Genomic DNA, 22,501 nt, shown 5'->3' with positions numbered 1-22,501 from the left:
GCCCCTGGGAGGGGCGGCCCGCCTCGGTCAGTGTCCGGCCTGGCCGGCGCTGTCAGTCGTCAGTGCCTGCGACGCCGGGTGGTGGTGGCGAGGAACAGCGCGCCCACGGCGATCAGGGTGGCGGCGGCGGTGAGGACCGGCCGGAGTACGGAGCCGGTGCTCGCGAGCGCGGCCGTGTGCGGGGGCGGGCTCGCGCTCGTGCCCGTACCTGCGCCCGTGTCTGTGCTCGGGCTCGGGCTCGGGTTCGTGACGGCCGCCGCAGGCATCACGCGGGTGCCGGGGTGGTGGCCGGGACGCCAGTCGTCGTCAGGGCCGGGGCTCGGGCAGTCGTCCGACGGCGACGGGCTGGGCCACGGGCTGTGGCTCGGCGACGGCTTCGGGCTGTGACTGGGGCTGTGACTGGGGCTGTGGCTGGGTGAGGGCGACGGGGACGGGGACGGCGACGGGGACGGGGACGGGCTGGGCGAGGGTGACGGCGAGGGGCTGGGCGACGGGCTGGGGAGCACGTTCCGTACGACGACCGTGGCCGTGGCCTGGTTGTTGGTCGGATCGGAGTCCCCCGGCTGGGATGCCGTCAGGGCGGCGCTGTTGGAGAGCGTCCCGGTCCGGGTGGCCGCCGCGGTCAGGGTCAGGGTCGCCTTCGCGCCGACCGCGAGGTCCCCGACCGTCCAGGTGCCGGTGACCAGGTCGTAGCTGCCGGTGGACGCCGTGGCCCGGATCAGGGTCAGCCCCGCCGGCAGGGTGTCGTTGAGCACGACCCCGGTGGCGGCGACCGGGCCCTTGTTCTCGGCGCCGACGGTGAACGTGACCTGCTGGCCGAGCTGCGGGGTCGCGTCGTCCACGGACTTGGTGACCGCGATGTCGGTCGACTGCACCGGGACGACCGTCGCGGAGGCCGTGTTGTTCTCGGTCACCGGGTCGGTCTGGGCGGCCGACACGACCGTGGCCGTGTCGGTCACCGATGCGGCCGTGTCCACCCGGACGACGAAGGTGAGTTGCGTCGACTTGCCGACGGCCAGCGCGGGGATCGTCCACCTGTTGGTGGCGGTGTCGAAGGTGGTGCCGGTGGCGGGGGTCGCGGAGACGAAGGTCGAGCCGGCCGGCACCGGGTTGGAGATCACCACCGAGGAGGCGTCGTCCGGCCCGTTGTTGGTGGCCGTCACGGTGAAGGTGACGTTGGTGCCGACCTGCGGTACGGTCGGCGCGGCCGTCACTTCGAGCGCGATGTCCGCGCTCTGCCCCACCGTGGCGCTGGCCGGCGGCGAAGTGACGTTCTGCCCGATGCCGCTCTGGCCGTTGGCCGTGGCGGTGTTGGTGAACTTCCCGTTGGCGTCCAGGTCGGAGGCCTTGAGCAGGTAGCTCGCGGTGCAGACGGTGCTCTCCCCGGGGGCCAGGACGGAGACCGGGCAGGAGATGGTGCTCGGGCCGGAGGACGGGCTGATCAGCGGGTCCTGGATCATCACGGTGTTGAGGGTCGAGCCACCGGTGTTCGTGATCGTGAACGAGTAGTCGATGGTCTGCCCGGCCGTCTGCGGCGCGGGGGTCAGCACCGTCTTGGTCAGGCTCAGCGACGAGACCAGCGGCACCGTCACCGAGGACGGCCCCGCGTTGACGGTCGCGCCGTTCGACGCGACGGTGGTGGCCGTGGCGGTGTTCACGACCTTTCCGGCCGTCACGTCGGCTGCCGTGACGGTGTAGCTGCCGGTGCACACCACGGTGCTGCCCTGCGCCGGGGACGGCGGCAGCGTGGTGGCGGGGCAGCTCACCGGGGCGAGCCGGTCGTCGGTGACCTGGAGATTCGTCAGGGTGTCGATCCCGCCGTTGGTCAGGACGTACTGGTAGGGGATGACCGTACCGGCGGTGATCTCCGCGGGCAGCGGGGCGCCGGTGCGGTCGACCTGCTTCACCAGGTCCAGGCGGCTCAGCGGCACGATGGTGGAGGCGTTCACGCCGCGGATCAGGTGGACGTCGGTGCTGCCGCCGGTGGAGGCGCTGAAGCCGAACTTGTACGTCGGCGGCAGCCCGGGCGGGGCCGGCTGGTCGAGGACCTGCTGCCAGCCGGCGCCGTCCTGGAAGTCGAGCTGGACGATCACCCGGGGCGAGGGCGCCGGGGTGATCTGCACGTTCACCAGCCGCTTGGCGACGGCCGGATCGGTCGTGCCGAAGGCCGCGCTGAGGGTGCCCGGCAGGGTCGAGGCGTACCGGATCGGGTCGGCCGTCGGGGTGGTGGTGGAGGCCAGGTAGCAGTAGCCGGAGGTGCCGGCGCCGGGCCCGCGCAGGGTGATCGCGTTGGGCGCCACCGGCCCGTCGACCTGGACGGGTGACTGCTGCCCGGTCGGGCAGTCGGCCCCGCGGCTCTCCCCGTCGTTGAAGAAGTTCCCGTACGCGTCCAGGCCGACGCCCAGGTACCCGCCGACCACGCCGGGGGAGAGGTTGCGCTGGGCGTAGCCGAGGCTGCCGCCGTCCGAGCCCTGGCTGTCCAGCGGCGTCGAGCCGTCGACCAGGTAGAAGCCGATGCCGTCCCCGGGGGCGGCGGTGCCGGCGTACTGGTACTGCTCGAAGGTCACCGACAGGCCGGCCGAGGCCGGCACCGGGCGCCGGTAGAGCAGCGCGCCGCCGACGAAACCGCTCGCGTCGTTCAGCTGGAGGTAACCGGGAGTCACACCCGGGGTCGGGGGCGGTCCCTGGCCGCCGGCCGGGCAGGACGGGATCTGGGCCGCGTCCGGTGCGGGGGTGCTGCCGAGCGGCGCGCCGGTCAGGCAGGTCCGGCCGAGCGGCTCCCAGGCCGGGTCGGGTACCGAGTCGCCCTGGAACGTCTCGTTCACGATCACCGTGCCCCCGGTGGGCGGCGCCGCCAGGGCCGTGGGCACGGCCAGCGGCCCCGCGCCCATCGCGCCGAATGCGAGCGCGCCCATCACCAGGGCGCCCGTCCTTCGAAGTGTTCGCCCGTGCCAGGCCATCAAGCGGCTCCTCGCCGTCCGTCGCTGTGGTTGCTCCGCCCGGCAGTTCCGGGAGGTTCAGCTTCGGCTGCCCCGGGCGGGCGGGCGGGCACTACGCCGCTCGTGGGCGTGTCAGGTACGTGCTCGGCGGCCACCGCTCCGAGCTGGGGGAACGCACCCGGCGTGTCATCCGTCGGGTCAGGACTGTTGACAAAGTGGTTACTTGATAGAAATCTGTCACCCTGACAGTGCAAATGATCGACCAAGTAATGCAAAAGGCTTTCGTACATGCTGTCAATCCTCGTCAGAGCTGCGTCAGGCGGCCCGGCGGGGCATCCCCCACCCCCACTGATCGGCGCACCTGTACGCACGCCCGCTATCCGGCTCCCCGGTCGCAGCGCACCTTCCGCGACCGCCGGACGACCGACCGGCGACGGGCCGCGTCCGGGTGCCCGGACACGACCACGAGGACCCCCACACGATGAGATGGACCCAGCAGGGCCTGCGGCTGATCACCGGCACGGTGGTCGCCGGCCTGGTCGCCGTCGGGCTGACACCCGTGGCCGCCCACGCCGCGGCCGGCCCCAACCTCGCACTCGGCAAGCCGGCCACCGCAGGTGGCAGCAACGGCGGATACACGGCCGGCAACGTCACCGACGGTAGCCAGGCCTCGTACTGGGAGAGCCCCGCCGGGGCGTTCCCGCAGTGGGTGCAGGTCGACCTCGGCAGCAGCCTCAGCGTCAACGAGGTGGCGTTGAAGCTCCCGTCGTCCTGGGGCGCCCGCACCGAGACCCTGAGCGTCCTCGGCAGCGCCGACGGGACGGCCTTCAGCACGCTGGCCGCGTCCGCCGGCCGGGTGTTCGACCCCGCCGGTGCGAACACCGTGGACATCACCTTCACCGCCTCCGCGGTCCGCTACGTGCGGGTCCAGGTGTCCGGCAACACCGGCTGGAACGCCGCGCAGATATCCGAGCTGGAGGTCTACGGCACCGGCGGCGGCACCGGCCCGGTCGACCCGGGGCCGGTGACCGGCTCGAACCTGGCGCGGAACAAGGCCATCGAGGCCTCGTCGACGACCCAGAGCTACGTCGCGTCCAACGCCAACGACGACAACACGGCCACCTACTGGGAGTCGGCCGGCGTCCCGTCGACCCTGACGGTGAAGCTCGGCGCCAACGCGGACATCCAGGGCGTGGTGGTCAAGCTCAACCCCGATGCCGCCTGGGCCGCCCGGACGCAGGCGATCCAGATCCAGGGCCGGGAGCAGTCGGCCACCTCGTTCACTTCACTGCGGGCGCGGGCCGACTACGCGTTCAGCCCGTCGTCCAACCAGAACACCGTGACGATCCCGGTCACCGGCCGCTACGCGGACGTGCAGCTGACGTTCTTCACCAACACCGGTGCCCCGGGTGCGCAGGTCGCCGAGCTCCAGGTCATCGGGGCCGCCGCTCCGAACCCGGACCTCGCCGTCACCGACCTGGCATGGTCGCCCACCGCCCCCTCCGAGGCGGACGACGTCACCGTCAACGCCACGGTCCGCAACACGGGGACGGCCGCCGCACCCGCGACGACCGTCGCCGTCAGCGTCGAGGGCGTCGTGGCCGGTTCGGCCCCGGTCGGCGCGCTGGCCGCCGGTGCCTCGACGACCGTCGCGGTCGCCGTGGGCAAGCGGGCCCAGGGCAGCTACACGGTCTCGGCCGTGGTCGACCCGACCGACACGGTCGCCGAGCAGGACAACTCCAACAACAGCCGGACGGCCGCCTCCAAGCTCACCGTCACCCAGGCCCCGGGCCCCGACCTGACGGTCACGGGCATCACCACCAACCCGGCCAACCCGCCCGTGGGAGCGTCCGTCGGCTTCACCGTCGCGGTGCAGAACCGGGGCACCACCGCTGTCGCGGCCGGCACCGTCACCCGTCTGGCCGTGGGCACCACCACGCTGAACGGGACGACCGGGGCCATCGCGGCCGGCACGACCGTCCAGGTGCCGGTCACCGGCAGCTGGACCGCCACCAGCGGCGGTGCCACGCTCACCGCCACGGCGGACGCGACCGGCGTCGTCGCCGAGACGAACGAGAACAACAACGTGTTCGCCCGTTCGGTCGTCGTCGGCCGCGGCGCCGCACTGCCGTACACCGAGTACGAGGCGGAGGACGCCCAGTACACCGGCGCCCTGCTGCAGTCGGACCTGAAGCGCACGTTCAGCCACACCAACTTCGCCACGGAGTCGTCCGGCCGCAAGTCGGTCCAGCTCAACTCCTCCGGCCAGTACGTGGAGTTCACCTCCACGAACGCCGCCAACTCGATCGTCGTGCGCAACTCGATCCCGGACGCCGCGAACGGTGGCGGCGCCGAGGCGACGATCAGCCTCTACATCAACGGCACCTTCAACCGGAAGCTGACGCTCTCCTCCAAGCACAGCTGGCTGTACGGCAGCACCGACAGCCCCGAGGGGCTCACCAACACGCCCGGCGGCGACGCCCGCCGGCTGTTCGACGAGTCCAACGCGCTGCTGGCGCAGTCGTACCCGCCCGGCACCAAGTTCCGCCTCCAGCGGGACGCGGGTGACAGCGCCGCCTTCTACATCATCGACCTCGTCGACCTGGAGCAGGTCGCCCCGGCCCTCGCCCAGCCGGCCGGCTGCACCTCGATCACCGCGTACGGCGCCGTGCCCAACGACGGCATCGACGACACGGACGCCATCCAGCGGGCCGTGACGGCGGACCAGAAGGGCGAGATCTCCTGCGTGTGGATCCCGGCCGGCCAGTGGCGGCAGGAGCAGAAGATCCTCACCGACGACCCGCTCAACCGCGGCCAGTTCAACCAGGTCGGCATCAGCAACGTGACGATCCGGGGCGCGGGCATGTGGCACACCCAGCTCTACACGCTGACGGCCCCGCAGGACGCGCACGGCATCAACCACCCGCACGAGGGCAACTTCGGCTTCGACATCGACGACAACACCCAGATCTCCGACCTCGCGATCTTCGGCTCGGGCACGATCCGCGGCGGTGACGGCAACGCCGAGGGCGGTGTCGGCCTCAACGGCCGGTTCGGCAAGAACACCAAGATCAACAACGTCTGGATCGAGCACGCCAACGTCGCCGTCTGGGTCGGCCGCGACTACGACAACATCCCCGCCCTGTGGGGTCCGGGCGACGGCATCGAGTTCAACGGCATGCGCATCCGCAACACCTACGCGGACGGCATCAACTTCGCCAACAGCACCCGCAACTCGACCGTCTTCAACTCCTCCTTCCGCACCACCGGCGACGACTCGCTGGCCGTCTGGTCCAACAAGGCCGTGAAGGACCAGTCGGTCGACATCGGCCACGACAACCACTTCCGCAACAACACGATCCAGCTGCCGTGGCGCGCCAACGGCATCGCGGTGTACGGCGGTTACGGCAACACCATCGAGAACAACATCATCTCCGACACGATGAACTACCCCGGCATCATGCTGGCCACCGACCACGACCCGCTGCCCTTCTCCGGGCAGACGCTGATCGCCAACAACGCCCTGTACCGCACGGGCGGCGCCTTCTGGGGCGAGCAGCAGGAGTTCGGGGCCATCACCCTGTTCGCCTCCTCGCAGGACATCACCGGCGTCACCATCCGCGACACCGACATCTACGACTCCACCTACGACGGCATCCAGTTCAAGACCGGCGGCGGCTCCATGCCGAACGTCCAGGTCAGCAACGTGCGCATCGACAAGTCCGTGAACGGCTCGGGCATCCTCGCCCACGGAGGCGCGCGCGGCTCCGCCACCCTGAGCAACGTCACCATCACCAACTCGGCCCAGGGCAACGTCCTGATCGAGCCCGGCTCGCAGTTCGTGATCAACGGGACCCCGAACACCCCGGCCCCGTAGCAGTCACGTCCGCACCACCGGTCACCTGAGCGACGGCCCTCCGGGCCGCGGGATCTGTACCCGCGGTCCCGGAGGGCCGTCGTGCTGTCCCGCCGCCTCCGTACCACTCACGCCGTCCGCGCACCGTCCCGCGCCGATGCGCGCATGCGGCCCTGGCCCGAACGGGTCAGGGCCGTTTCCAGCGCCCGCTGATGGGCGTGCCCGGTACCTGGCTCGCCGGTGCCACCACCCGCACCCTGCCCTCCGGCACCGTCGTCATGAACGAGTCCGACACCGACCCGTCCCGGTACGTGATGATCGCCGGTGCCGAGGCGGGGCCGGGTCTCCTGGGTCGCTGCCCGCACCGTCACGCCGACCTCGGGGAGCAGGGCGTCCGACCTCGCCGGTTTCCGCCGTACGGCGGCCCGCATCGGGTCGAAGGCCGCGCGGACGCCGCTCCCGTTCCCGTCTCTCTCTCCCTCTCCCCGGCTCCGGGCCGGGGCCGTACGGGTGGACTCGCCGGGCGGTGCCTCCGGGGGCGGGGCGTGGGGCGCGGGGGAGTGGTGACCTGTGGTTCGCAAGGTCACCAATCCTGGAAGAGACGTCCTGCCATGCGCCGTGCCCCCGCCCGCCGACTCGCCACCGCCCTGCTCGCCCTCTCCACCCTGGCCCCCGTCACCCTGACCGCGAGCCCGGCCCAGGCCGCCCAGCCGGCCGCAGCCGCCACCTTCGCCGCCACCGCCGCTGACCCGCACGGCGACGACTGCCCGCCCGACGGCCTGGACCCCGCGCTGGTGGCCCGGCTCGACGAGGCGGTCGAGCGCACCCGGGCGGAGGCCGGCGTGCCCGGTGTGACGGTCGGTCTGTGGCTGCCCGGCCGGGGCAGCTACGTCCGGTCGTCCGGGGTGGCCGACAAGGCGACCGGTGCGCCGATGACGCCCCGCCTCAACATGCGGATCGGCAGCGAGACCAAGACCTTCACCGCCACCGCCGTCCTGGAGCTGGTTGACGACGGCCTGGTCGGGCTGGACGACCCGATCTCCGCCTACCTCGACGGCGTCCCCGACGGCGAGCACATCACCGTCCGCCAGCTCGCCGAGATGCGCAGCGGCCTCTTCTCGTACACCTTCGACCCGGGTTTCGTCCAGGCCCTGCTCAGCGACCCGACCCGCCCCTTCACGCCGCAGGAGCTGCTGGCGTACGCCTTCCGGCACGACAACGTCTTCGCCCCGGGCACGGAGTTCCAGTACTCCAACACCAACTACATCCTGCTCGGCCTGCTGGTGGAGAAGCTCAGCGGGGTGCCGCTCGCCGAGTTCGTCCACCGGCGCGTCACCGGGCCGGCCCACCTGCGGCACACCCTGTTCCCGCAGGGCGCCGAGTTCCCGGACCCGCACGCGCACGGCTACACGAACCAGACCCTGACCGGCGAGGTCACCGACGCGACGGACTGGAACCCGAGCTGGGGCTGGGCGGCCGGCGCGATGATCTCCGACCTGCGCGACCTGCGCCGTTGGGCCAAGGTCCTCGCCACCGGCACCCTGCTCTCCCCGGCCACCCAGGCGGAGCGGGAGAAGTTCATCACCGTGCCCGGATTCGGCGGCGACGGGTACGGCCTGGGCCTCTTCCGGACCAACGGCTGGATCGGGCACAACGGATCGCTGCCGGGCTACCAGAGCGTGACGGTGTACCTCCCGGAGCAGGACGCCACGCTGGTGGTCCTGCTCAACACCGACATCCCGCACGACGGTTACGAGCCGAGCACCCTCTTCGCGAACGCGGTCACCTCCATCGTCACCCCGGACCACGTCTACGAGATCCCCGCCGACAAGTAGCCGCCGGGGCGGGCCGTCATTTGCCCCGGCGGCCGGCGGCCGGCGGGCTACCGCGCCGCCGCCGCCGGCCTGGCGTTCTCGGGCGCCGGGCCGCCCGGGGAGGAGAATCGGCGGCGGGTGTAGGCGTAGGCGGCACCGCTGCGCGGGTCGGCGAAGGCCTGCGAGCCCGCCGCGCCGCCGTGGCCGAAGGCCTCGGGGCCCAGGAACGGGTAACGCGTGGACTGGGTCTCGAAGCCGAGGCCGAAGTGGTCCGGCTCGCCGGTGACGGCGTCGGTGCCCGGTGTGTGCAGCCGGGCGAACTCGGCGGCGGTGTCGGGCTTCAGCAGCGGCGGCCGGCCGTCGACCTCGCTGATCGCCGCGGCGTACATCCCGGCCGGCCCGCGCGCGTTGGCCACGCCGCCGGCGGATGCGGGCCCGAGGGCGCGCACCGCCCGGGTGTTGGCCCACTCCACCAGGTCGAGTGGCTGGGCGCCGTGCTGGTTGAACGCGATCGCAGGCAGGCTGTCGGACGCCGGGGGCCGGCAGCGGCGGACGCGGCCAGCTGCTCCGGTGAGGGCAGCGCCGGCCGCACCTCGACGTACCGCTCCTCCAGGGCCTCGGGCAGCCCGAGATGGAACTCCAGCCCGTACGGCGCCCTGATCCGCTCCTCGAACAGCTCCTGGATCGAGCGCCCGGTGGCCCGCCGCACCACCTCGCCGGTGCGGGCACCGATCACGAAGGAGTGGTAACCGTAGGCCTGCCCGGGTGCCCGGAACGGGCGCCGGCCGGCCGGCCGTTGGGCGACCAGGCGGTCGTCGGCCAGCTCCAGGGGAGTGAAGCCTCCGTCCACCCCGATGACGCCGGAGCGGTGCGCGAGCAGCTCGCGCAGCGTCAGCGAGCCCTTGCCCTCGGCGGCGAACTCCGGCCAGTAGTGGGCCACTTCGCCGTCCGGCGCGAGCACGCCGTCCTACACCAGCAGGGCCACGACGAGGTGGGCCGCGCCCTTGCTGACCGAGTACACGGCGGTCAGCGACTCCCCGTCGATCCCGTCGCCGGCCCACAGGTCGACCACCCGCCGCCCGTCCAGCTGGGCGCGAGCTGGGCCCCGGGCTCGGCCGTCTCCAGGGCGAGAACGGCCGCGAACTCCTCGCGCACTCCCTCGAACCCGTCCGCCACCTGGCCGTGCACCTGGATTCCGCCTGACATCCCGCCCTCCCGTGTCGATCACTGACGTTCCGTCCGGCGCCAACACCCCGCCACCGTCGAAGCACTCCCGGCCGCAGGCCCCGAACTGCGACCCATGGCAGCCGGGACGGCTGCTTGGCCGGCCCGAACGGGGGTAGACGGCGGGCCGGAAGTCCAACGGCCGGAGGGGTGTCATGGAGAAGCGGGCGGGCGGGGCGGGCGGCGGCGGGATGGCCGCAGCCGTCACGGATACGGCGGTCGAGGGTCCGGGTCGTGCGGACGCGGGCGACGACACAGGTGGTAGATCGGCGCCGGCCCCGGTGCCGCGGGCACCCGGGCGCTCGTGGGGCGCCGCCGTGGTCAGGGTGCTCGCGCTGCTCCTGGCCTTCGCCGGGATGGTGGCCTTCGCGGTGGTGCTGGCCCGGATCACGCTGGTGTCCGTCCCGGGTGCGGTCGGGCAGGTGCACAGCAATGTACGGCCGGGCGACTCGCTGCGGCACTACCTGTTCCACGCCACGACGGCCGACGCGATCCGGCAGGTGGGCGGAAACGTCCTGCTCGGCCTGCCGTTCGGCGTGCTGCTGCCCGTCCTGCGGCCGGGCTCGTGGGGGCTGCTCCGGGTGTTCGCGACCACGGCGCTGGTCATGCTGCTGGTCGAACTGGTCCAGGGCGCCCTGATCACCGGGCGCGCCTTCGACATCGACGACGTCGTGCTCAACACGGCCGGCGCGCTGCTCGGCTACCTGCTGCTGGGCCGCCGGGCGGCCCGGGCGGTGCACCGGCGCCCGCAGCCGCCGGGCCCCGCCGCCGTCGAGTCGCCCGGCCGCCGGGCCCGCCGCCGGCCCGGACCGCCCGAACTGCTCACCACCGACGGTCAGCCGACGGGGGCGCCGAACCACTCGGGCAGCCGGCCGAGCAGGTCCTCCTGATCCTCGCCGACCCACGCCACGTGGCCGTCCGGCCGCAGCAGTACGGCGGGCACGTCCGGCTCCTCCCCGGCGTCGACGACGTGGTCGACCCGGTCGGCCCAGCCCTGCACCGAGAGCCGGCCCGTGCGGTCGAGCAGCAGGCCGCGGCCGCCGTGCATCAGCTCGTAGAGGCGGCCCTGCTTCAGCGGGACGTCCCGCATCCGCCGGCCGAGCAGGTCGTGGCCCTCGCCGAGGTCGTAGCGGACCTCGACCGCGGTGATCATCCCGGTCACGTAGCGGTTCACCTCATCGAAGTCCATCAGCTTCGAGAAGAGTCCCCTCAGCGCGGTCGCACCCGGGTCGGCTCCCAGCAGCGTGATCTGCGCGCGGGTGTTGTCCAGCACGCGGGCGCCGACGGGGTGCCGTTCGGTGTGGTAGCTGTCCAACAGCCCCTCCGGGGCCCAGCCGTTGACTTCGGCGGCGAGCTTCCAGCCGAGGTTGAACGCGTCCTGCACGCCGAGGTTGAGACCCTGCCCGCCGGTCGGCGGGTGGATGTGCGCGGCGTCGCCGGCCAGCAGCACCCGGCCGACCCGGTAGCGATCGGCCTGCCGGGTGGCGTCGCCGAACCGGGACAGCCAGCGCGGCGAGTGCACACCGAAGTCGGTGCCCGCGACGGCCCGCAACTGCTGCTTGAACTCGTCGAGGGTCGGCGCGGCCGCACGGTCCTCGGCCACCCCGTCGGCGGGCACGATCACCCGGCACACCCCGTTCACGCCCGGGGCGACGCCGAACCGCAGCTGGGTCCGGTGGACCTCCGCGACGACGGCGTCGATCGTCGCCCGGTCCTCGGTCACCTCCATCTCACCCAGCAGCGTCTCGACCTTGGAGGGCTCGCCGGGGAAACCGACGCCGAGCAGCTTGCGCACCGTACTGCGGCCGCCGTCGCACCCGACGAGGTAGCGCGAGCGCAGCTGCGTGCCGTCCAGCAGCCCGACGCTCACCCCGTCCTCGTCCTGGCTCAGCCCGGTCACTTCGCAGCCGCGCCTGATCTCGGTGCCGAGTTCGAGGGCATGCTCGTCGAGCAGCCGCTCGGTGACCGGCTGCGGGGTGGCGAGTCCGTACGGGTGGGCGGTGTCCAGCTGGTCCGGCCACGGCTTGACGATGCCGCCGAAGAGACCGCCGACGGAGAACTTCTCACTGACCGCGAGGAACCGCTCCAGCAGGCCGCGCTGGTCCATCAGCTCGACGCTGCGGGCGTGCAGGCCCTGCCCGCGGGACTGCCCGGTCGGCTCGGTCAGCTTCTCCAGCACGACCACCCGCACGTCGTGCAGCCGCAACTCGGCGGCCAGCATCAGGCCGGTCGGTCCGCCGCCGACCACGATCACGTCAATCATCGGAACACCCATTCGACTTCAGCAGGACCGGATCCCGGCCGGCGGTCCTGCGCGGTTCATTCACCGACAGAAGCACATAGTCTTCGTGAATCCGTCATTTCCCCAGTTTCCGGCCGTGGTCGATCATTCTGCGGCACCACCGGGGCCTTGCCGCAAGCCCCCCGGTGCGCTATATCTTGAGAGTGGCAAGGAGGGAGTGACCTCCTTGCCCTTGTCTTTTCCCCCGGCTGCCCAACGCCTGCCGCCTGGCGCCCGGCCCCCGCCACCTGCCGCAGAAGAGCGGTCTCCGACGTCTCCGGAGTGGTCGCCCAAGAAAACAAGCAGGCATGCTTGCTTCTTTTTCGGGTCGGTGCCACGCTGCTCCCCGAGGGCGACCGCCAGGGCAGGGGAGGCGTACGGTGCTGCGGATCGGCAATGCTTCGGGCTTCTACGGCGACCGCTTCACGGCCGTCCGCGACATGCTCACCGACGGGCCGCTCGACGTCCTGACCGGCGACTATCTCGCCGAACTGACCATGCTGATCCTCGCCCGGGACCGGCAGAAGGACCCGGGCCTCGGCTATGCGAAGACCTTCCTGCGCCAGATGGAGGACTGTCTCGCGCTGGCCCTCGACCGCCGGGTGCGGATCGTCGTCAACGCCGGCGGCCTGAGCCCGGCCCGGCTCGCCGCGGCGCTCCGCGAACTGGCCGCCGACCAGGGCCTGACCGTGCGCGTCGGCCACGTCGAGGGGGACGATCTGCTGCCGCGCGCAGCCGAACTGGGCCTCCCCGGTGGCCTGCTGGCCGCCAACGCCTACCTCGGGGCCTTCGGCATCGCCGAGTGCCTGCGGGCTGGCGCCGAGATCGTCGTCACCGGCCGGGTGACCGACGCGGCCCTGGTGGCCGGCCCGGCCGCCGCCCACTTCGGCTGGGGCCCGGGGGACTTCGACGCACTGGCCGGCGCCGTGGTGGCCGGCCACGTCCTGGAGTGCGGGGCGCAGGCCACCGGCGGGAACTACGCCTTCTTCCACGAGCACGACGTCCGCCGCCCGGGCTTCCCGATCGCCGAACTCCACGCCGACGGCAGCAGCGTGATCACCAAGCACCCCGGCACCGGCGGCGCCGTCACCACCGGGACGGTCACCGCCCAACTCCTGTACGAGACGTCCGGCCCGCGCTACGCCGGCCCGGACGTCACCGCCCGGCTCGACACCGTCCGCCTCACCGCGGACGGCCCCGACCGGGTCAGGATCAGCGGTGTCCGGGGCGAGGCCCCGCCGCCGACCCTCAAGGCCGGGCTGAACCGCCTCGGCGGGTGGCGCAACGAGGTGGTGTTCGTCCTCACCGGGCTCGACATCGAGGCCAAGGCCGCCCTCGTCCGCGAGCAGTTCGAGCAGGCGCTCGGCAAGGACGACCGCCCCGCCGAACTCCGCTGGACCCTCGCCCGGACGGACCACCCCGACGCCCGCACCGAGGAGGAGGCCAGCGCGCTGCTGCACCTCACCGTCCGGGACGGGGACCAGCGGAGGGCCGGACGGGCCGTCGGCTCCGCCGCCGTGGAACTCGCCCTCGCCGGCTACCCCGGCTTCCACGTCACCGCCCCGCCCGGCCCCGGCGCACCGTACGGAGTCTTCGAGGCGGTCCACCTGGACGCGGGAGCCGTCGAGCACACGGCCGTCCTCCCCGACGGCGCCCGCCGCGCCGTCCCGCCCGCGCCCGTCACGCGCCCGCTGGAGCCCGCCGAGGAGCCGGAACTGCCCGCGCCACTCGCCCCCGGCCCGACCCGCCGGGCACCGCTCGGCCTGGTGGCCGGTGCCCGCAGCGGCGACAAGGGCGGCGACGCCAACCTCGGTGTCTGGGCCCGCAGCGAGGCGGGCTGGCACTGGCTCGCGCACACCCTCACCGTCGACCTCCTGCGCGAACTGTTGCCCGAGACAGCCGGGTTGCCCGTCACCCGGTACGTCCTGCCGAACCTGCGGGCGGTCAACTTCGTCGTCCAGGGCCTGCTCGGCGAGGGCGTCGCCGCCCAGGCGCGGTTCGACCCGCAGGCCAAGGCCCTGGGGGAGTGGCTCCGCTCCCGCCGGCTCGACATCCCGGAGGTCCTGCTGTGACCGTGCTGCCAAGCCGCCTCGACCCGGCCGGCCCGGACTGGGCCGCCCACCGCGCCGCCATGCTCGACAAGCTCACCGCACTGGCCGGCGAGCACGCGAAGGCCCTGGCCGGCGGCGGCCCGAAGTACGTCGAACGCCACCGCGCCCGGGGCAAGCTGCTGCCGCGCGAGCGCATCGAGCTGCTGGTCGACCCGGACTCCCCGTTCCTCGAACTCTCCCCGCTCGCCGCCTGGGGCAGCGACTACCCGGTCGGTGCGGCGCTGGTCACCGGCATCGGTGTGATCGAGGGCGTCGAGTGCGTGATCACCGCCAACGACCCGACCGTGCGCGGCGGCGCCAGCAACCCCTGGACGCTCCGCAAGGCACTGCGGGCCAACGAGATCGCCCTGGCCAACCGCCTGCCGCTGGTCAACCTGGTCGAGTCCGGCGGCGCCGACCTGCCCAGCCAGAAGGAGATCTTCATCCCCGGCGGCGCGCTGTTCCGTGACCTCACCCGGCTCTCCGCCGCCGGGATCCCCACCGTCGCGGTCGTCTTCGGCAACTCCACCGCGGGCGGCGCCTACGTGCCGGGCATGTCCGACCACACGGTGATGGTGAAGGAGCGTGCCAAGGTCTTCCTCGGCGGGCCGCCGCTGGTCAGGATGGCCACCGGTGAGGAGTCGGACGACGAGTCGCTCGGCGGCGCCGCCATGCACGCCCGTACCTCCGGCCTCGCCGACCACTTCGCGCTGGACGAGCCGGACGCGCTGCGCCTGGCCCGCCGGATCGTCGCCCGCCTCAACCACCGCAAGGCGGGCCCCGATCCGAGCCGTCACGCACCGCCTCCGAAGTACGACGAGGAGGAACTGCTCGGCATCGTGCCCGGCGACCTCAAAGTGCCCTTCGATCCGCGCGAGGTGATCGCGCGGGTGGTCGACGGCTCCGACTTCGACGAGTTCAAGCCGCTGTACGGCGCGAGCCTCGCCACCGGCTGGGCGCGCCTGCACGGCTACCCGGTCGGCATCCTGGCCAACGCGCAGGGCGTGCTGTTCAGCCAGGAGTCGCAGAAGGCCGCCCAGTTCATCCAGTTGGCCAACCAGCGCGACATCCCGCTGCTGTTCCTGCACAACACCACCGGCTACATGGTCGGCAGGGACTACGAGCAGGGCGGCATCATCAAGCACGGCGCGATGATGATCAACGCGGTCGCCAACTCCCGTGTCCCGCACATCTCGGTGCTGATGGGCGCGTCCTACGGCGCCGGGCACTACGGCATGTGCGGCCGGGCGTACGACCCGCGCTTCCTGTTCGCCTGGCCGAGCGCCAAGTCGGCCGTGATGGGCCCGCAGCAGCTCGCCGGTGTGCTGTCGATCGTGGCCCGGCAGTCGGCCGCCGCCAAGGGGCAGCCCTACGACGAGGACGCGGACGCCGCGATCCGGGCGATGGTCGAGCAGCAGATCGAGGCGGAGTCACTGCCGGTCTTCCTCTCCGGCCGGCTCTACGACGACGGCGTCATCGACCCGCGCGACACCCGGACCGTGCTCGGCCTCTGCCTCTCCGCGATCCACAACGCGCCCGTCGAGGGTGCGCGCGGCTACGGCGTCTTCCGGATGTGAGGGACACCTGTGAGGGACACCACCGCCATGATCACTTCTCTGCTGGTCGCCAACCGCGGCGAGATCGCCCGCCGGGTCTTCCGCACCTGCCGTGACCTGGGCATCGCCACCGTCGCCGTCCACTCCGACCCGGACGCCGACGCCCCGCACACCCGGGAGGCCGACACCGCCGTACGGCTGCCGGGCGCGGCCGCCGCCGACACCTACCTGCGCGGCGACCTGATCGTCCGGGCCGCCCTGGACGCAGGCGCCGACGCGGTCCACCCCGGGTACGGGTTCCTCTCCGAGAACGCCGGGTTCGCGCAGGCCGTCCTCGACGCCGGGCTGACCTGGATCGGCCCGCCGCCGGCCGCCATCGCCGCGATGGGTTCCAAGACGGAGGCCAAACGGCTGATGGCGGCCGCCGGCGTGCCCGTGCTCGCCGCCGTCACCGCACCCACCGAGCGGGATCTCCCGCTCCTGGTCAAGGCGGCGGCCGGCGGCGGCGGCCGCGGTATGCGGGTGGTCCGCACGCTGGACGAGCTCGCGCCCCAACTCGCCGCCGCCCGCGCCGAGGCCGTGAAGGCCTTCGGATCGGACGAGGTGTTCTGCGAGCCCTACCTGCCCACCGGGCGGCACATCGAGGTGCAGCTGATGGCCGACACGCACGGCACGGTCTGGGCCGTCGGCGAACGCGACTGCTCACTCCAGCGACGCCACCAGAAGGTCGTCGAGGAGGCTCCGGCGCCCGGCCTCGACCCCGCACTGCGCGCCGAACTGTCCGCCGCCGCCGTCGCAGCCGCCCGCGCCATCGGCTACACCGGCGCCGGGACGGCCGAGTTCCTGCTCGCCCCCGACGGGCGGTTCCACTTCCTGGAGATGAACACCCGCCTCCAGGTCGAGCACCCCGTCACCGAGTGCGTCACCGGCCTCGACCTGGTCGCCCTCCAACTGCGCGTCGCCGAGGGCGAGGCACTGCCTGCCGAGCCCCCCGCCCCGCGCGGCCACGCGATCGAGGCCCGGCTCTACGCGGAGGACCCGGCCGCGGGCTGGCAGCCGCAGACCGGCACCCTGCTGCGCTTCGAACTCGACTCCGTGCAGGCGCACTTCACCACCACCTCCGCCGACACCGGCGTCCGCCTGGACTCCGGTGCCGAGGCCGGCACCGTGGTCGGCATCCACTACGATCCGATGCTCGCGAAGGTCGTCGCCTGGGCGCCCACCCGGGCTGCCGCCGCCCGCCGGCTCGCCGCCGCGCTGGCCCGCGCCCGCATCCACGGCCTCACCACCAACCGGGAGTTGCTGGTCGCGGCGCTGCGCCACCCGGCCTTCCTGGCCGGCGAGGTGCACACCGCCTTCCTGGCCGAGCACGCCGAAGGCCTGCGGGCCGGGCCGGGCGGGCCCGACCCGCTGCCCGCCCTCGCCGCCGCGCTGGCCGACGCCGCCGCCCGCCGCACCGCGCTGCCGTCCGGCTGGCGCAACCTGCCGTCCCAGCCGCAGGTGAAGCGGTACCGGGCGGCCGACGGCAGCGAGCAGGAGGTGCGCTACCGGCTCACCCGGGACGGCCGGTTGGACGCCGAGGAGCACCCCGGCACCACCCTGGTCCACGCCACCGCCGAGCGCGTCGTCCTCGCCGTGGGCGGCCTGCGCCGCTCCTTCGACATCGCCGTGTACGGCTCGCTCGTCCACCTGGACGGGCCCGGCGGGGCGACCGTGCTGACCGCCCTCGACCGCTTCCCCGAGGCCGTCGCCCCCACCGAGCCGGGCGCCCTGCTCGCCCCGATGCCCGGCATCGTCGTCCGCACCGCGGCCGCCGCGGGGGAGGCCGTCACGGCCGGCCAGCCGCTGCTGTGGCTGGAGGCGATGAAGATGGAACACCGCGTCACCGCGCCGGTCGACGGCACGCTGACCGAACTGCGGGTCGCCCCCGGCCAACAGGTCGAGCTCGGCGCCCTGCTGGCGGTCGTCTGCCCCGCCGACCGCCCCACCAGGAGCCCCACCAAGAGCCCGACGACCAGTCCCACCAAGAGCCCCCTCACCAGCCCCACCACCTGACCAGCCGCCACCGCGCCCGGAGGGACCCTGATGTCCGCACCGCGCACCACCACCAGCACCACCACCAGCACCGCCGCCAAGCTGATCGAGACCGAGGAGCGCCGGGCACTGCGTCGCGCCGTCGGTGACCTGGGACGCCGCTACGGCTCCGCCTACTACCTCGACAGGGCCCGCCGGGGCGTTCCGGCCGAGGAACTCTGGGCGGAGGCCGGGAAGTCGGGCTACCTCGGTGTCAACCTCCCCGCCGAGTACGGCGGCGGGGGCGGCGGCATCACCGACCTCGCCATCGTGCTGGAGGAACTCGGCGCAGCGGGTTGCCCGTTGCTGCTGCTGATCGTCTCGCCCGCGATCTGCGGCACCGTCATCGCCCGGTTCGGCACGGAGCCGCAGAAGCGGCAGTGGCTGCCGGGCCTCGCCGACGGGACCCGCCGGATGGCCTTCGGCATCACCGAACCGGACGCCGGCTCGAACTCGCACCGGATCTCGACCGTCGCCCGCCGCGACGGCGACGACTGGCTGCTCTCCGGGCGGAAGGTCTTCGTCTCGGGCATCGACCACACCGACGCGGTGCTCTTCGTCGGCCGCACCGAGGACGCGCGGACGGGCAGATTGCGCCCCGCGCTGTTCATCGTCCCGCGCGAGACCCCCGGCTTCGAGTACCGGCCGATCCCGATGGAACTCGTCGCCCCCGAGAAGCAGTTCCAGGTGTTCCTGGACGAGGTCCGGCTGCCCGCCGACGCGCTGGTCGGCGACGAGAACGCGGGCCTGCTCCAGCTCTTCGCGGGGCTCAACCCCGAGCGCATCATGACCGCCGCGTTCTCCCTCGGACTCGCCCGCCAGGCCCTGGACAAGGCCGTCGGGTACGCCCGGACCCGTACGGTCTGGGACACCCCGATCGGTGCGCACCAGGGCCTGGCCCACCCGTTGGCCCGCTGCGCGATCGAGATCGAACTCGCCCGCCTGATGACCCAGAAGGCGGGCCGGCTCTACGACGAGGGCGACGACGCGGCGGCCGGCGAGGCCGCCAACATGGCGAAGTACGCCGCCGGCGAGGCCGCCGCCCGCACCGTCGACCAGGCCGTCCAGACCCTGGGCGGCAACGGGCTCACCCAGGAGTACGGGCTCGGCGCCCTGCTCGCCGCCACCCGGGTCGGCCGGGTGGCGCCGGTCAGCCGGGAGATGATCCTCAACTACGTGGCCCAGCACACCCTGGGCCTGCCGCGTTCCTACTGACGGTGCCGGGCGGCGGGCGGGCCTCAGCGGGTCGCGGTGAGGTGGGCGAAGACGACCACGTTGTCCGGGTAGCCGGATACCCGGTCGTACTTGCCGCCGCAGGTGATGATGCGCAGTTCCGGGCGGTCGGTGGGGCCGTAGACCGGGCCGTCCGGCAGGCTGTTCTTGGGGTAGGAGCGGACGGCGTCGATGCTGAACACGGCCGTCCGTCCGTCCTTCCGCCGCACCTCGACGGTGTCCTCCTTGCGCAGCAGGCCCAGCCGGTAGAACACGGCCGGTCCGGAGCGGGTGTCGGCGTGTCCCGCCATGATCGCGTTGCCGGGTGAGCCCGGGGCGGCGCCGTCCCGGTACCAGCCGACCAGGTTGGCCTGCGCCACCGGAGGGGTGTCCAGATGGCCGGCCGCGTCCAGGCCGAGTGCGAGGAGGGGGGCATTGACCTTGATCGACGGAATTCTGATGCTCGTCGGCTCCGAGGGCGGCAGCGGCGCCGGCGGCGGCCTGTGCGGCGTGGCCTGCGCACCGGCGGGAGCGGGGGAGGCGGAGGCAGCGACGGCCAGGGGCGGCGGACCGCTCCCGCCGGAGCCGTCCTGGACGAGCCAGATGCCGAGGGCCAGGCCGAGCGCCACGGCCCCGGCGGTCAGCCGACCGGGGCCGCGACGGCTCGTCTGCCGCTGTCGAACGTCAGGCCGCTGCCGAAGGTCAGGCCGCTGCATTGCGGGCGGCGCGGCGGCGGGCGGCCCGGATGCCGAAGCCCGCCACGACGGCGAGCAGGGCCGCGCCGGCCCCGACCTCGGTGGGGTTCAACCCCTGCGAGGTGCCGCCGCCGCCGGTGCCGACCCCGCCGTGCGGACCGCCGCCGGCCGGCGGGCCGCCGGGCGAGTGGCTGCCGGACGGCCGGGGCGAGGTGCTCGGGATGCCGAGGGTGCTGGGGCCGCCGCCCGGTCCGCCGACCGGAGAGGGGCTGGCGCTCGCGCCCGGCGAGGGGCTGGGACTGGCGCCCGGCCGGCAGTCGACCATGAAGACCTTGTGCTTCGCGCTGCCGGTTTCGCCGACGAAGGTCCAGTTGACCCGGTAGTGGCCGTCCGGCAGGGTCATGTCGGCGGTCCGCCCGGTGCCGTCGGTCAGGACGAGGTTCCCGGCCGCCACCTGCTGGGTACCGGTCGGCGGCTGCTGCTCGATGGTCCAGGAGACCAGCTGGAGCGTGTCGAAGTTGAAGGCGTCGAGGTAGAACCGGCAGACCTGTGGTTCGTCGCGCGGGTCGGTCACCGCCGTGGTGCTCTCGTGCACCTTGATGTCGCCGTTGTCGCCGGGCGCGGCCTGGGCGAGCGGTGCGACTGCGAGCGACACGGCGCCGGCCGTGGTGGCGACCGCGACCGCGATGACGGTCCGGGAGGTGCTGAGGCGTTCGGGACGCCGAGAGGTGATCACGGGGGACTCCAGCCTGCCAGGGGCGTCCGGCTGTCGGACGTCAGAGACTCCCCACGCTCGGTGCGGCCGGTGCACGGCCGCGTACGCCACGCGCTGCGGCCCGGTCATTTCGTCAGTTCGGATCATCGCCGTTCCCCTGTCCGGCGGCGCGGATCGACGCCACCCTGGGGGCAGGCCCGTGAGCAGTCGTCAGCATCACCCCACCCGGAGGCACGCATGGTGTTCCGCAGCGATTACCCCGACGTCGAGCCCGTCGACCTCCCCGTCCACCTGGCCGTGCTCGGTACGGCGGACGAGCACCCGGAGACGATCGCGCTGGTCGACGGCGTCACGGGGGAGACGGTGAGCTACGGCCGGCTGGCCGCCGCCGTCCGGCGGGCGAGCGCCGGGCTGGCGGAGGCGGGGGTGCGGCCGGGGGACGTGGTCGCCCTGTTCAGCCCCAACACCGTCGCCTACCCGGTGGTGTACTACGGCGCGACGGCCGCCGGGGCGACCGTCACCACGGTCAGCTCGCTCAGCACGGCGGGCGAGCTGGCCACCCAGCTCCGGGACAGCGGGGCCCGCTGGATCATCACCGTCTCGCCGTTCCTCCCCGTCGTCCGGGCGGCCGCCGACGCGCTGGCCGCGGACGGGACGCCGGTCAGGGAGGTCTTCGTCTGCGACGGCGCCGAGGGCCACCGCTCGCTCGCCGACCTGCTGGCCTCCACCGCGCCCGCGCCCACGCCGGAGATCGACCCCGGCACCGACATCGCCGTGCTGCCGTACTCCAGCGGCACCACCGGCCTGCCGAAGGGCGTGATGCTCACCCACCGCTCGATCGCCACCAACCTCGCGCAGACCGACGCCCTCTACCGCCCGGCGGTCGGCGAGCGCCTGCTGGCCGTGCTGCCCTTCTTCCACATCTACGGATTGGCAGCCCTGCTCAACCAGCCGCTGCGCTGCGGCGCCACCGTCGTCGTGCTGCCCCGCTTCGACCTCGAACAGTTCCTGCGCACCATCCAGGAGCAGCGCGTCGAGGCGCTGATCGTGGCCCCGCCGATCGTCCTCGCGCTGGCCAGGCACCCGCTGGTCGAGCGGTTCGACCTGTCCTCGCTGCGGTACGTGCTGAGCGCGGCCGCCCCGTTGGACGCCGATCTCGCCGACGCGTGCGCCCGCCGGCTCGGTCTGCCGCGGATCCTGCAGGGCTACGGCATGACCGAACTCTCGCCCGTCACCCACGTGATCGCCCCTTCGGACCCGGACCCGTCGCGCGGGTCCGTCGGCCGGCTGGTGCCGTCCACCGAACTGCGGATCACCGCGCTGGACGGGCCGGGGGAGGATCTGGGCGCCGGTGTGAGCGGCGAGATCCTGATCCGCGGCCCGCAGGTGATGAAGGGGTACTTCGCCCGTCCCTCCGACACCGCCGCCACCGTCGACGAGGACGGCTGGCTGCACACCGGCGACGTCGGGTACGTGGACGAGCGCGGCTACCTGTTCGTCGTCGACCGGGTGAAGGAGCTGATCAAGTACAAGGGCTACCAGGTCGCCCCGGCCGAACTGGAGGCCCTGCTGCTCACCCACCCGCAGATCGCCGACGCCGCCGTGATCGGCGTTCCGGACGCGGACGGTGCCGAGCGGCCGAAGGCGTTCGTGGTCCGGGCGCCGGGCAGCGGCCTGACCGAGCAGCAGGTCGCGGACTTCGTCGCCGGGCGGGTGGCGCCGTACAAGAAGGTCCGGGCGGTGGAGTTCGTGGACGCCGTCCCGAAGTCGGCGAGCGGGAAGATCCTGCGGCGCGAACTGCGGGACCGCGAGCGGGCGTCCGCCGGGTGATCTGCGAGGATCGTCGGGACCGCACCGGACCAGCCCGCACCCCCAGGGACGCAGACCGCCGATGACCACCCACGCCGCCGCCCGCGCGCCCCAGCAGGACCGCAGCCGCGCCACCCGCCGCCGGCTGCTGGAGGCGGCCGTGGAGTGTCTCGCCGAGGTCGGCTGGAACGGCAGCACCGTCTCGGTGGTCGCCGAGCGGGCCGGGGTGTCCCGGGG

Annotated in this window: 12 protein-coding genes and 3 pseudogenes; 10 read left to right on the top strand and 5 right to left on the bottom strand. The window is 73.3% G+C overall.

The features are described 5' to 3' along the window. Positions 1 to 399: 399 nt before the first annotated feature. Positions 400 to 483, top strand: a pseudogene (locus tag ACFUK0_RS33725) (TIGR03943 family protein); the annotation flags it as partial. 47 nt (positions 484 to 530) lie between these two features. Here ACFUK0_RS33725 and ACFUK0_RS33720 read toward each other — a convergent pair. Next, positions 531 to 2,891: pseudogene (locus ACFUK0_RS33720) on the bottom strand (hypothetical protein); the annotation flags it as partial. A 529-nt stretch (positions 2,892 to 3,420) separates the two neighbouring features. Here ACFUK0_RS33720 and ACFUK0_RS33715 point away from each other — a divergent pair. Beyond that, on the top strand, positions 3,421 to 6,816 hold the full coding sequence (locus ACFUK0_RS33715; protein ID WP_380256643.1) for a CARDB domain-containing protein: 3,396 nt from the start codon (positions 3,421 to 3,423) through the stop codon (positions 6,814 to 6,816). Positions 6,817 to 7,406: 590 nt separating this feature from the next. Beyond that, on the top strand, positions 7,407 to 8,630 hold the full coding sequence (locus tag ACFUK0_RS33710; RefSeq protein WP_380256641.1) for a serine hydrolase domain-containing protein: 1,224 nt from the start codon (positions 7,407 to 7,409) through the stop codon (positions 8,628 to 8,630). Between the two features lie 47 nt (positions 8,631 to 8,677). Here the strand turns inward: ACFUK0_RS33710 and ACFUK0_RS33705 are convergent. Continuing rightward, positions 8,678 to 9,815: pseudogene (locus tag ACFUK0_RS33705) on the bottom strand (serine hydrolase domain-containing protein). A gap of 299 nt (positions 9,816 to 10,114) precedes the next feature. Between ACFUK0_RS33705 and ACFUK0_RS33700 the strand changes: the two are divergent. Then, complete coding sequence (locus ACFUK0_RS33700) at positions 10,115 to 10,723, top strand: VanZ family protein (RefSeq protein ID WP_380256639.1); 609 nt, start codon at positions 10,115 to 10,117, stop codon at positions 10,721 to 10,723. On the opposite strand, the gene rox is transcribed toward ACFUK0_RS33700, so the two are convergent. Continuing rightward, positions 10,669 to 12,096, bottom strand: a complete 1,428-nt coding sequence (gene rox / locus ACFUK0_RS33695; RefSeq protein ID WP_380256637.1) for a rifampin monooxygenase — start codon at positions 12,094 to 12,096, stop codon at positions 10,669 to 10,671. The two genes, ACFUK0_RS33700 and rox, sit on opposite strands and share 55 nt — an antisense overlap. Before the next feature lie 398 nt (positions 12,097 to 12,494). Here rox and ACFUK0_RS33690 point away from each other — a divergent pair, with 398 nt between their 5' ends. The 4 genes from ACFUK0_RS33690 to ACFUK0_RS33675 are packed head-to-tail and all read left to right on the top strand — an operon-like array spanning position 12,495 to position 19,048. Then, positions 12,495 to 14,186 (top strand): acyclic terpene utilization AtuA family protein, encoded by a 1,692-nt coding sequence (locus ACFUK0_RS33690; RefSeq protein ID WP_380256635.1) that lies wholly within the window; start codon positions 12,495 to 12,497, stop codon positions 14,184 to 14,186. After that, a complete protein-coding gene (locus ACFUK0_RS33685; protein ID WP_380256633.1) occupies positions 14,183 to 15,781 on the top strand; it encodes an acyl-CoA carboxylase subunit beta in 1,599 nt (532 codons plus the stop codon). The genes ACFUK0_RS33690 and ACFUK0_RS33685 overlap by 4 nt, the downstream gene beginning before the upstream one ends. A 27-nt stretch (positions 15,782 to 15,808) precedes the next feature. Then, positions 15,809 to 17,815, top strand: a complete 2,007-nt coding sequence (locus ACFUK0_RS33680; RefSeq protein ID WP_380256631.1) for a biotin carboxylase N-terminal domain-containing protein — start codon at positions 15,809 to 15,811, stop codon at positions 17,813 to 17,815. Between the two features lie 30 nt (positions 17,816 to 17,845). After that, the gene (locus ACFUK0_RS33675) at positions 17,846 to 19,048 is read left to right on the top strand and encodes an acyl-CoA dehydrogenase family protein (RefSeq protein ID WP_380256629.1); all 1,203 of its coding nucleotides are present in this window, start codon (positions 17,846 to 17,848) and stop codon (positions 19,046 to 19,048) included. A gap of 23 nt (positions 19,049 to 19,071) precedes the next feature. Here the strand turns inward: ACFUK0_RS33675 and ACFUK0_RS33670 are convergent, their stop codons facing one another. Next, on the bottom strand, positions 19,072 to 19,674 hold the full coding sequence (locus tag ACFUK0_RS33670; protein WP_380256627.1) for a class F sortase: 603 nt from the start codon (positions 19,672 to 19,674) through the stop codon (positions 19,072 to 19,074). A 73-nt stretch (positions 19,675 to 19,747) separates the two neighbouring features. Continuing rightward, a complete protein-coding gene (locus ACFUK0_RS33665) occupies positions 19,748 to 20,476 on the bottom strand; it encodes a hypothetical protein (RefSeq protein ID WP_380256625.1) in 729 nt (242 codons plus the stop codon). Between the two features lie 216 nt (positions 20,477 to 20,692). Between ACFUK0_RS33665 and ACFUK0_RS33660 the strand changes: the two genes are divergently transcribed. Both ACFUK0_RS33660 and ACFUK0_RS33655 read left to right on the top strand, forming a co-directional pair. Next, on the top strand, positions 20,693 to 22,285 hold the full coding sequence (locus tag ACFUK0_RS33660) for an AMP-binding protein (RefSeq protein ID WP_380256623.1): 1,593 nt from the start codon (positions 20,693 to 20,695) through the stop codon (positions 22,283 to 22,285). A 61-nt stretch (positions 22,286 to 22,346) separates the two neighbouring features. Next, positions 22,347 to 22,501, top strand: a 155-nt coding sequence (locus ACFUK0_RS33655; RefSeq protein WP_380256645.1) for a TetR family transcriptional regulator, incomplete at its 3' end; no start/stop codon positions are given.

This window comes from Kitasatospora sp. NPDC057223, from assembly GCF_042669755.1.
In the GTDB taxonomy this organism is placed as follows: domain Bacteria; phylum Actinomycetota; class Actinomycetes; order Streptomycetales; family Streptomycetaceae; genus Kitasatospora.
This window is presented reverse-complemented; position numbering and strand designations above follow the sequence as displayed.